The sequence below is a fragment of the Allobosea sp. Root483D1 genome, from assembly GCF_001429505.1.
Lineage (GTDB): Bacteria > Pseudomonadota > Alphaproteobacteria > Rhizobiales > Beijerinckiaceae > Allobosea.
On record NZ_LMJW01000022.1, the window covers coordinates 664,096 to 675,012 of the forward strand.

Here is a 10,917-nt window from a genome sequence, read left to right on the forward strand (position 1 = left end):
TCGCGCATGGAAACCGACGAATGCTCTCGCAAACGGTCCGCAAACTGACGCCCGCATTTGCCTCGCTCTTCGGGCTTTCCTTCGTGCTCAATCTCTTCGTCTTCGTGTCGCCCCTCTACACGATGCAGATCTACGACCGGGTGCTGACCAGCAGGAACGGCACCACACTGGTCATGCTGTCGCTGATCGTGCTCGCCCTGTTCGTGGCCTATGCCGCGCTCGAGCATTTCCGCAGCCGCGCGCTTGTCCAGCTCGGCCTGTGTATCGACGGGGCGCTGTCCGAACCGGCCTTCGAGGCCGCCTTTCACGGCGCGCTCGACGCGAAGGGCTCGCCGACCCTGCCGATACGCGATGTCGAGACCCTGCGGGCGACGCTCTCCGGCAGCCTCGTGCCGGCGCTGATGGATGCGCCCTGGATCCCGATCTATCTCGGCCTCTGCTTCATCCTGCACCCGGCGATCGGCGCCGTCGCCACGCTCGGCGCCATTGCGATCCTGGGCGTCGCCCTGCTGAACGAGCGCATCACCAAGGGATCCCTGATCCGGGCGTCCGAGCTCGGCCATAGCGCGAATGAGCGGCTGACCGCCTCGCTGCGGAACGCCGAGGTGATCAAGGCGCTCGGCATGGGCCAGCCGATCCGGGGCGAATGGCAGCGCCAGCGCGGGCAGGCGCTGGTCCATCACACCGCCGCCGCCGATTGGGGCGGGACCCTGCTGGCGGCGACGAAGCTGCTGCGGCTCGCGCTGCAATGCGCGGTCCTCGGCGTCGGCGCCTATCTCGCGATCAACCAGAGCATGGCTGCGGGGGCGATGTTCGCCGCATCCCTGATCATGGGCCGGGCGCTCGCGCCGATCGAGGGCGCCGTCGGCCAGTGGAAGAGCTTCGTCTCCGCCCGCAGCGCCTTCCAGAGACTGAGCACCACCTTGAGGGCGCCGTCGGATAGCGCCAAGCCCATGACACTGCCGCAGCCGGCCGGTGCGCTGCGCGTCGAGGGGCTGAGCGTGCGCGCTCCGACTGGGAATGCCCTGCTGCTGCACAATGTCTCGTTCGAGGTGGAGCCCGGCGAGATCGCGGCGGTGGTCGGACTGACCGGTTCCGGCAAGTCCTCGCTCGCACGGGCTTTGGTCGGGGTCTGGCAGCCGGTCCAGGGTGTCGTGCGGCTCGACGGCAATGACATCAGGCATTTTCCTGATGAGCAGCGCGGAAGCATCCTCGGCTATCTGCCGCAGGATGTGGAACTGTTCGCCGGCAGCGTGCGCGACAACGTCACCCGCTTCGATCCCGACGCGACGGACGAGGCCGCCGTTGCTGCCGCCTCGGCCGCGTCCGCGCATGAGCTGATCCAGGGTTTCCCGGACGGCTATGCGACGCAGATCGGGGAGGGCGGGGCGATCCTGTCAGGCGGGCAGCGGCAGCGCATCGGGCTGGCGCGGGCGCTTTACCGCCAGCCGGCGCTGGTCGTGCTCGACGAGCCCAACGCCAATCTCGACATGGATGGCGATGCCGCGCTGGCGCGTGCCTTGTCGGGCCTGCGCGACGCCGGCGCGATCGTGGTCGTGATCACCCATCGCCCGCAACTGCTCTCGCAGGTCGACAAGATCATCCTGATGCAGAAGGGCCAGGCGGTCAGGGTCGGCGGGCGCGACGAGATCCTGCCGATTCTGCTGCAGCCGGGCAGCGGCGCACGGATCCAGCCGCCGCAGCGCGGCCAGACAGGACAGGTCGAGCCGCTTTCGGCAGCAAGGTGGGCGCGTCGATGAACTCCGTCATGAGCAAGATGAAACCCTTCCTGAACAAGATGAAGCTCGGCCTGAACGGGTCGGACCGGCGCCGGCGCTTCGAGGCCCTGCGTGCGATTGCAGGGCGATGGCTCGCCCGCCCCGACGCGCCTGTCGAGGGCGGCGATTGGCGCGCGCCGGTCCGGAACGGCTACATCGTCGTCGCCCTCGCGCTCGGGGCGGGCGGACTCTGGTCGGTGACGGCGCGTCTCGACAGCGCCGTCGTGGCGCATGGCAGCGTCGTCGTCGAGAATGACCGCAAGGCGGTGCAGCATCTCGAAGGCGGCCTTGTCGAAGCGATCGCGGTGCGGGATGGCGCCGACGTCAAGGCAGGAGAGATCCTGCTGCGGCTCGATTCGACGCATGCGGCGGCGCAGCGCAGCGTGGCGCGGCTCGGCGTGCTGCAGTCTCTGGGCGAGGAGGCGCGCTTCACGGCCGAGATCGACCGGCTCGACCGCATCACCTTTCCGAGCGAACTGATGGAGGCGGCCGAGAGCAAGGAGGCGCGCCGTATAATGCTCGACCAGGAACGGCTCTTCAAGGAACGCCAATCCGCCCAGAAGCTGGAAGTCTCGATCCTGAAGGAGCGGCTGACGCAGTCCGAGAAGCAGTACCAATCGAGCGAGGCTCAGCGCGAGGCCGCCATCGGGCAGGCCGCCAGTATCACCGACGAGCTCAACAACCTGCGGCCCCTTGCCGACAAGGGCTATGTCGCCGCGACGCGGATCAACCCGCTCAAGCGATCGCTGACCGACCTGCAGGGTCGCATGGGCTCGCTGGAGGCCGATCTGGCGCGGTTGGCGGTCGCCAATGACGAGATCCGGCTCCAGATGAGCCAGATCGGCCTGCGCGCCGCGGAAGAAGCCTCGACCAAGGTCGCCGACTGTCGGGTGAAGCTCGCGGATGCGAGGGAGAAGCTGCGCATCGCCCAGGACGTGCTGGCGCGCGCCGAAGTACGTGCGCCGCGCGCCGGGCGGGTTGTCGCCTCCAAGATCCATACGGTGGGAGCGGTGGTGAAGCCGGGCGAGACCCTGATGGAGATCGTGCCGCAGGACGACGATCTCATCGTCACCGCCAAGGTGTCCCCGATGGATGTGAACAACCTGCATCCGGGCATGGCCGCGGAGGTGCGCCTGCCGTCCTTCAAGGGGCGGGGGACGCCCTTCACTGTCGGCGAGGTGAAATCCATTGCCGCCGATGCGCTGCGCGACGAGGTCCTGCAGCAGATGGTCTACGAGCTTCGCGTCAGCGTCTCGGCGTCGGGCTTCCCGCCGAAGGTCAGGGCCAAGCTCAGGCCGGGCATGCCGGCCGAGGTCTATGTGCCGACCGGCGAGCGCACCGCCATCGCCTATCTGATGCAGCCGCTGACCGACTCTATGCGCTCCGGCCTCAGGGAGGAGTGAGGCCGGGCGCGGAAGGGGTAGGCAAAGGGAGTGAGCCGCCCGCCGAAAGGTGCGGCTCCTTCGCTTCGGAGATCAGCCGAGATGGCGGCTTGAGCGTGCCGGCTTCTCTCCCAGAATTGCGGCGCGATCAGCAGCCGTTTTCGGGAGCCGCCCCATGTCGTCCAAGATCATCCCTGTCGTGATGTGCACGGGACATGGTGCCGGCCTGTGGCCGGCCGCGCGCGACACGATGCCCAAGCAGTTCATCCCGCTGTTCGGGCGGGACTCCACCTTCCAGCGCACGCTCCGGCTCCTGTCCGACACCGATGTGTTCGAGGTGCCGATCGTGGTGACGAGCGCCGAGCATCGCTTCACCGTCGCCGATCAGTTGCAGGCGATCGGCCTGCGCGCCGAGATCGTGCCGGAGCCCGCCGGGCATGGCGCGCATTCCGCCGCGGCGATCGCGGCCGAACTCGGCCTGGCGCGCAGCGCTACCGCGCTCGTCGGCATCTTCCCGGCCGATCATGTCGTGCAGGACGGCAGGCTCTTCATCGAGACTTGCGCCAGGGCGGCTCGCGTTGCCTCGCAGGGGCGCATCGTCGCGATCGGGATACCGCCGTCCTATCCGGCGACCGCCTATGGCTATATCCGTCCCGGGACGGAGATCGGCGAGGGCGCGCGCGAGGTCGAGGATGTCGCGGCGCGGCCCGACGCAGCCCTGGCGGCGCGCTACCTCGCCGACGGCTATCTCTGGAACTCGGGAAATGTCGTCTTCGATGCGGCGACGATGCAGGCCAGGCTCCAGGCGGCCGCCAGAGGGGCGATCGGCAACACCGCGACGATGCAAGCCAATCTCGGGATCCGCATGCTCGAAGCCGATGGTCTCGCCGGCCTTCCGGCGTTTCCGGCAGAACCTGCCGCCCCGGGGCACGCCGACGCGGCCGCGGTGATCGCCGGCCATTTCGGCTGGTCCGATGTCGGCGACTGGAGCGCGGTCTGGCAGCTCTCCGAGAAAGGCGCGGGCGGCAATGTCGTCCAGGGCCGCGGCTATGTGCTCGATGGCGCCAACAATCTGGTCCGCTCCGAGGGCGCGGTCGTCGCCATCGTCGGATTGGACGATGTCGCGGTGATCGCCACCCGCGACGCCATCCTGGTGACGCCGAAGGCGAAGGCCGACAAGGTCAAGGACGTCGTCGCGATGATCGCGGCGAACCATGAGCCGGAAGCCGCCAGCCACCGCGAGATCCACCGGCCCTGGGGCAAGTACCTGTCGGTCGATCTCGACGAGCGCCACCAGGTCAAGCGCATCACGGTCAAGCCGAACGGCGTCCTGTCCTTGCAGAAGCATCATCATCGGGCCGAGCACTGGGTCGTGGTCCGCGGCACCGCGCAGGTGACGCGCGACGACGAGACAATCCTGGTACACGAGAACGAGGCGATCTACCTGCCGATCGGCTGCGTCCACCGCATGGCCAATCCGGGCAAGATCCCGCTCGAAATCATCGAGGTGCAGGTCGGCTCCTATCTCGGCGAGGACGACATCATCCGCATCGAGGACATCTATCAGCGCTGCTGAGACGCCCCCGCGTTCGCAGCGCCGACGGTATCGGGTGGGGCGCGACCAATCGCATCGCGTCCTCGTGTTCGAGCGATTAGTATTGACTAATGAATTAGTGATTGCTAATTGATTGTCCATGCTTGAAATCGCCTCCGTTTCCTCCGTCATGCGTGCGCTCGCCGACCCGACACGGCGGGCCGTGTTCGAGCGGATTTCGGCCAGCGACGAGATCAGCGTCGCCGAGCTGACCCGCGGCAGCGGCGTGACGCAGGGCGCCATCTCGCAGCATCTCAAATCGCTGAAGCAGGCGGGTCTCGTCGCCGAGCGGCCGGAGGGGCGCAACGTCTTCTATCGTGCCGAGCCGGAAGGGCTGGCGCCGCTGGTCGACTGGATCGGCCATTACGGGGTCTTCTGGCGCGAGCGCTTCGCCAACCTCCGCAGCCTTCTCAAGGAGATCGATCCATGACCGCCATCGACCTGCAGGCCGCCACACAGGACATCGTCGTCGACGAGATCCTCCCGCATGCGCCGGAGACGATCTGGAAGGCTTTGACCTCCAGCGCCCTGATCGCGCGCTGGATCATGGAGCCCTCAGGCTTCGCCCCGGTCGAGGGGACGCGCTTCACTTTCAGGACGACGCCGGCCGGCGCCTGGGACGGCACGATCGACTGCCAGGTATTGGACGTCGTCCCGAATGAGCGCCTGGCCTATTCCTGGAAGGGCGGCGACGACGGCAATGCCGGCTACGGCTCCCGGCTCGACACCGTCGTCACCTGGACGCTGTCCAGGGAGGCGAACGGCACTCGCGTGCGCCTCGTCCACTCCGGCTTCGAGCTGCCGCGCAACGAGGCTGCGTTCACGAATATGGGCCGCGGCTGGAAGACCATCCTGCCGCGCCTCGGCGATGTCGCCGGCGAGGACAATTGACGCCGCAGGACGGCGCCGGCTGCCCAGCATCCCTTCCTGGAGAATGACGATGAGCCATGCCTACACCGGCGGCTGCGCCTGCCGCGCGATCCGCTATGAGATCGCCGCCGAGCCGGTCGAGAGCAATGACTGCCAGTGCCGCCAGTGCCAGCAGCAGAGCGGCACCGGCCACGGTTCCTATCTGAGCTTCGTCGGTGCGCCGGTCGCCGTCGCGGGCGAGGCGACGACCTGGGACGTCGTCGGCGAGGGCGGCACGGTCAAGCGCTGCGCCTTCTGCCCGACCTGCGGTTCACCCGTCTATCTGACTTTCCCGGACATTCCCGACCTGTTCATCGTGCGCGCCGGCAGCCTCGACGAGCCCGGTCGTTACAAGCCGGAGATGGTGTTCTGGCATTCGGTCGCGCAGCCCTGGGACCACGTGCCGCCGGGCATCCCAAGACATGAGAAGCTGCCGCCCAGGTGACGGCCGGCCGCCTGCTCAGCCTCAATAGGGCAGGCCGACATAGTTCTCCGCAACGCTGGTGAGCGCGGCCTGCGACTGCGCGAGGTAGTCGAACTCGGCGCGCCTGATGCGCTGGTCGAAGGGGCTCGCCTCCGGGAAGAGGTGGAGCAGGTTGGTCATCGACCAGGAAAAGCGCACGGCCTTCCAGACACGCGCCACCGCGCGGGCCGAATAGGCGTCGAGACCGGCATCGGAGCGTTCGGCATAGTGCTCGCGCAACGCCTCGAACAGGTAGCGCACGTCGCTTGCCGCAAGATTCAGCCCCTTGGCCCCGGTCGGTGGCACGATGTGCCCGGCATCGCCGACAAGGAAGAGCCGGCCGAAGCGCAGGGGCTCGGCGACGAAGCTGCGCAGCGGTGCGATGCTTTTCTCCAACGAGGGGCCGGGGATCACCGCCGCAGCGACCTCTTCCGGCACGCGCCGGCGCAATTCGTCGAAGAAGCGCGCGTCCGACCACGCCTCGACCTTCTCGTCGAGCGGCACCTGGACATAATAGCGGCTGCGGGTCTGCGAGCGCATCGAGCAGAGAGCGAAGCCGAAGGGCGAGCTGGCATAGACCAGCTCATGCGCCGCTGGCGGCTGGTCGACCAGCAGGCCGAGCCAGCCGAAGGGATAGACGCGCTCGAAGGTCTCGATCGCACCTGACGGCACCGAGGCGCGGCAGATCCCGTGGAAGCCGTCGCAGCCGGCGATGAAGTCGCAGGCGATCTCGCGCCGCTTGCCCTCGAATGTGAAGCTGAGGCGCGGCGAGGCGCCGTCGAAATCGTGCAGCTGAACGTTTTCCGCCTCGTAGAACGTCGTCGTGCCGGCAGCCTGCCTTGCCTCCATCAGGTCCTGCGTCACCTCGGTCTGGCCGTAGACCGTCACCTGCTTGCTGGTCAGTCCCTTGAGGTCGACGCGTTGCAGGCGCCCTTCGAAGGCGAGCGAGAAACCATCATGCGGCAGGCCCTCTTCGGCGAGGCGCGCGCCGACGCCGGCCTCGTGCAGCAGGTCGACCGTGCCCTGCTCGAGCACGCCGGCGCGGATCCGCGACAGCACATAGTCGGCGCTCTTGCGTTCGAGGATGACGTTGTCGATGCCCTGTCGGCTGAGCAACTGGCCGAGCAGCAGGCCGGACGGCCCGGCGCCGACGATGACGACCTGCGTGCGCATGGCGTCCTCCCATGAAACAAGGGGCGCAAAGCCCGGTACTTTCATACGAAAATGCCATCGTATCTGCTTGACCGGAATGGAGCTTTCACCCAACGTCTTGGACTAAACGAACATCGGACGGTTTCGATGACACTCGCTTCGGTGCCCGCCTACTGGCTCTATGACGAGCCGCGGGAGCAGCGCTTCCCCGATGCGCTGCATATCGAGCGCATCAGCGCCCGCAGCGCCCCGCGCGACTGGCGGATCGAGCCGCACCGGCACCAGGACATGGCCCAGTTCTTCCTGATCGCCTCGGGCGGCGGGCTGGTGCGGGTCGACGGCGGGGAACATCGGCTGGTCCCTGGCACGGTACTTATGCTGCCGCCGCTGGCGATCCACGAGTTCCGCTTCGAGCCGGACACCGAAGGCTTCGTCGCCAGCGTTGCGACCTCGACCCTGACGCCGCTGATCGAGGCCGAGCCGGCGCTCGGCGCCGTGCTCGGCGAGGCGTTCGTGAACCGGCGAGGGCCGGGTGACGGTGACATCGTCGAGCTCACTGCGATGATGGAGGCGGCGCTCGCCGAGTTCGGGCGAAACCGCGGGAGCCGCGAACTCGCGCTCGCGGCGCATGCACGGCTGATCGCGATCTGGTTCGCCCGGGCCGCACGCTCGCAGGCGGTGGCGAACGGCGGTGCAAGCGATGCGCGCGCCATGCTGGTCCGGCGCTTCATCGAGCGCGTCGAAAACCATTTCCACAGGCATGAGGCGCTCGACGTCTATGCGCGGGCCCTTGGCGTCACCGGCCCGCATCTCACCCGAGTCTGCCGCGAGTTGCTCGGCCATTCCGCCATGCGGGTGATCCAGGGCCGGCTGATGATCGAGGCGCGGCGCGACCTCGTCTACACCCGCTCGCCGGTCTCCCAGATCGCCTTCCGGCTCGGCTTCTCCGACCCGGCCTATTTCTCCCGCTTCTTCGCGGTGCGGGCAGGAATGTCGCCCTCGGAGTACCGGGCGGCCGGGTGAGGGCTTTGGGGGACCGGGCTCGGTGGTTGCTAATGTTCCGTTTTTGTTCTAGATTTGGAAGATGAGGAGATCATCTCCTGACCAGTTCGACCTATTCGGCGGAGGTGGAAACACCGCACCCGCCAAGCCCTCGTCGCAGGCCGAGGGCCCATCTGACGCGGCTTGGAACAGCTACTTTTTTGCTATCGTGCTGCCACCTGACATCGCTCAGTCGATCGACGCGCTCGGGCGTCAGCTGCGGCGATCAATGGGGCTACGTGGCAAACTAATCGGGCCCGATCGCTATCATGTCAGCCTGTGCGGTCTCGGCGCATTTGGGGAAGCTCCCTCTGGAATCGTCGATCTTCTGAAGCAGATTGGCGCTTCAATTCGCGAGCCAGGCTTTGATATCTTTTTTGACCAAACGGCAGCGTTTAGTGGCTCGTACGGAAAGCGGTCGCTTGTTCTTACTGCGAGCGACACACTACCCGCCTTGATCACACTCCAGACACGTCTTCATGATGCCATGCAGGCGGCGAACTTACCTGCCGACGCGCGGTTCACCCCCCACATCACTCTGCTCTACGATAAGCGACCGGCTTCGCAGATCGAGATACCTCGTCTGAGCTTCACCGTGCCCGATTTCGTTCTGATCCGCAGTGTCCATGGTGAGAGCCAACACGATCACCTCGCGCGCTGGCCGCTCAGTAGTCGATGATCGCTTCAGCGCTCCTTAGACCGCTTCTGCCGGATCCGCTGCAGTTGGCGGCAGTGAGCGCAGCACCTCTGCCGTGATACCGCCGCCGGCGAGGCGCTCGCGGCCGCCCATGCCCTCGATGTCGAAGACGAAGAGCGCCGTGTCGCAATGTCCGCCGAGCCGTCGGATCAGCCGCGCTGTCGCCAGCGCCGTGCCGCCCGAGATCAGGCAATCGTCGACGATCGCGACATGGCGTCCCGCCAGCCGCGCGCCTTTCGAGATCACGACGCCTTCGCCGAGTTCGTAATTCGCCATGATGCTACGCATCACCTCATTGCGGAGCGAATCGACCTTGCGGATATCGATGAAGCCGAGGCCATTGCGATAGGCCAGCGCCCCGGCGAGGCCGAGCCCGCCGATATCGAGGCCGGCCAGCACATCGATCTTGGCCGGTATCCGCGACGCGAGAGCATCGACGATGGGACGGGTCAGGGTCGGGTCGCTGGTTGCGATGGATAGGTCGGGAAAATCCACCCCGGCAGCCGGGTGATTTTTCCAGGAGCGGAACGGGATATCGAGGTCGTCGTCGCGCTTCGCGACCTGTTGCAGCTGATCGATCATGACGCGTCCATGCGATTCCCTGCTCGCCCGATACGCGCCATCGTTGCCGATCGAATGACGGAACGCGAGAGATGGCTGATTGTCCGCGCGATCCGAAACCCGGCCCGTGCTCGTGAGGCGCCGGCGCTTAGTGGCCCGCCTGCTTGATCTCGCCCAGCCGCCATGCCACCCCGGCGCCGACGGCAATCAGGGACAGTCGGGACGATGGTCACGCTCTACGGCATCAAGAACTGCGATACGATGAAGAAGGCCTGGAGTTGGCTCGACGCGCACAAGATTCCCTACACCTTCCACGACTATCGCGTCTCCGGCATCGACAGGACCAAGCTCGAGGCCTGGTGCAAGGAACTCGGCTGGGAGAAGGTGCTCAACAAGGGAAGCACGACCTTTCGCGAGCTGCCGGAAGCCGACAAGCAGGGCCTCGATGCGAAGAAGGCGATCACGCTGATGCTGGCGCAGCCGACCATGATCAAGCGGCCGGTGCTCGATCTCGGCGACCGCCGTATTCTCGCCTTCAAGCCGGACATCTACGAAGCCGCTTTCGCCAAGCGTTGAGCGCCCGGCTGCCGGCACAGCCCCACCCGGCGCGCAAGGCTCTTTCGCGAAATGCGGCGCTGGGCTAGGCCGGCGTCCATGACGACGGATTTCAGCTTTCATCTTCTCGGCCGCGACGGCTCAGCCCGCACCGGCGAGGTCCGCATGCCGCGCGGCGTGATCCGCACGCCGGCCTTCATGCCGGTCGGCACCGCCGCGACGGTCAAGGGCATGTATCCCGAGCAGGTCAAGGCGCTCGGCGCCGATGTCGTGCTCGGCAACACCTATCACCTGATGCTGCGGCCGGGCGCCGAGCGCGTCGCCAGGCTCGGTGGCTTGCACAAGTTCATGAACTGGCCGCACCCGATCCTGACCGATTCCGGCGGATTTCAGGTGATGTCGCTCGCCAATCTGCGCAAGCTGACCGAGGAAGGCGTTACCTTCCAGTCGCATATCGACGGCTCCAAGCATGTGCTCACCCCCGAGCGCTCGGTCGAGATCCAGAACCTGCTCGGCTCCGACATCGTCATGCAGCTCGACGAATGCGTCTCGCTGCCTTGCGAGGACAAGGTCGCCGAGAAGGCGATGCGGCTCTCGCTGCGCTGGGCCGAGCGCTGCAAGACGGCCTTCGGCAATCCGGCGGGAAGGGCGCTGTTCGGCATCGTCCAGGGCGGGGCGGTGCCGTCCCTGCGCGTCGAGAGCGCCCGCGAGCTCGCCGCCATGGACCTCAAGGGTTACGCCATCGGCGGGCTCGCGGTCGGCGAGCCGCAGGACATCATGCTGGC

The 10,917-nt window shown here is 66.9% G+C and carries 11 protein-coding genes and 1 pseudogene; 10 read left to right on the forward strand and 2 right to left on the reverse strand.

The window, feature by feature from the left end:
* Positions 1–20: 20 nt before the first annotated feature.
* From ASE66_RS25835 to ASE66_RS25860, 6 genes are all read left to right on the forward strand, one after another.
* Complete coding sequence (locus ASE66_RS25835) at positions 21–1,760, forward strand: type I secretion system permease/ATPase (RefSeq protein ID WP_057192591.1); 1,740 nt, start codon at positions 21–23, stop codon at positions 1,758–1,760.
* Between the two features lie 8 nt (positions 1,761–1,768).
* Positions 1,769–3,181, forward strand: coding sequence for an HlyD family type I secretion periplasmic adaptor subunit (locus ASE66_RS25840; RefSeq protein ID WP_244495062.1), 1,413 nt, complete (start codon positions 1,769–1,771; stop codon positions 3,179–3,181).
* 154 nt (positions 3,182–3,335) lie between these two features.
* The gene (locus ASE66_RS25845; protein ID WP_057192592.1) at positions 3,336–4,736 is read left to right on the forward strand and encodes a mannose-1-phosphate guanylyltransferase/mannose-6-phosphate isomerase; all 1,401 of its coding nucleotides are present in this window, start codon (positions 3,336–3,338) and stop codon (positions 4,734–4,736) included.
* Positions 4,737–4,854: 118 nt separating this feature from the next.
* Complete coding sequence (locus ASE66_RS25850) at positions 4,855–5,184, forward strand: ArsR/SmtB family transcription factor (RefSeq protein ID WP_057192593.1); 330 nt, start codon at positions 4,855–4,857, stop codon at positions 5,182–5,184.
* Complete coding sequence (locus ASE66_RS25855) at positions 5,181–5,645, forward strand: SRPBCC family protein (protein WP_057192594.1); 465 nt, start codon at positions 5,181–5,183, stop codon at positions 5,643–5,645. Before ASE66_RS25850 ends, ASE66_RS25855 begins: the two co-directional genes overlap by 4 nt.
* A 49-nt stretch (positions 5,646–5,694) precedes the next feature.
* A complete protein-coding gene (locus ASE66_RS25860; protein WP_057192595.1) occupies positions 5,695–6,108 on the forward strand; it encodes a GFA family protein in 414 nt (137 codons plus the stop codon).
* A gap of 21 nt (positions 6,109–6,129) precedes the next feature.
* Here the strand turns inward: ASE66_RS25860 and pobA are convergent, their stop codons facing one another.
* Entirely contained in the window at positions 6,130–7,299 is a 1,170-nt protein-coding gene (gene pobA / locus ASE66_RS25865) for a 4-hydroxybenzoate 3-monooxygenase (protein WP_057192596.1), read from the reverse strand.
* A gap of 126 nt (positions 7,300–7,425) precedes the next feature.
* On the opposite strand from pobA, the gene ASE66_RS25870 reads away from it, so the two are divergent.
* Both ASE66_RS25870 and thpR read left to right on the forward strand, forming a co-directional pair.
* A complete protein-coding gene (locus tag ASE66_RS25870; protein ID WP_057192597.1) occupies positions 7,426–8,301 on the forward strand; it encodes a helix-turn-helix domain-containing protein in 876 nt (291 codons plus the stop codon).
* 61 nt (positions 8,302–8,362) lie between these two features.
* Positions 8,363–8,998, forward strand: a complete 636-nt coding sequence (thpR, locus tag ASE66_RS25875; RefSeq protein WP_057192598.1) for an RNA 2',3'-cyclic phosphodiesterase — start codon at positions 8,363–8,365, stop codon at positions 8,996–8,998.
* A gap of 15 nt (positions 8,999–9,013) precedes the next feature.
* Here thpR and ASE66_RS25880 read toward each other — a convergent pair whose 3' ends face one another.
* Positions 9,014–9,598, reverse strand: a complete 585-nt coding sequence (locus ASE66_RS25880; RefSeq protein WP_057192599.1) for a phosphoribosyltransferase family protein — start codon at positions 9,596–9,598, stop codon at positions 9,014–9,016.
* 204 nt (positions 9,599–9,802) lie between these two features.
* On the opposite strand from ASE66_RS25880, the gene ASE66_RS25885 reads away from it, so the two are divergent.
* Positions 9,803–10,153: an ArsC family reductase gene (locus ASE66_RS25885; RefSeq protein ID WP_156412330.1), complete on the forward strand. Its 351-nt coding sequence runs from the start codon at positions 9,803–9,805 to the stop codon at positions 10,151–10,153.
* A 156-nt stretch (positions 10,154–10,309) separates the two neighbouring features.
* A pseudogene (locus ASE66_RS33435) lies at positions 10,310–10,917 on the forward strand (tRNA guanosine(34) transglycosylase Tgt); the annotation flags it as partial.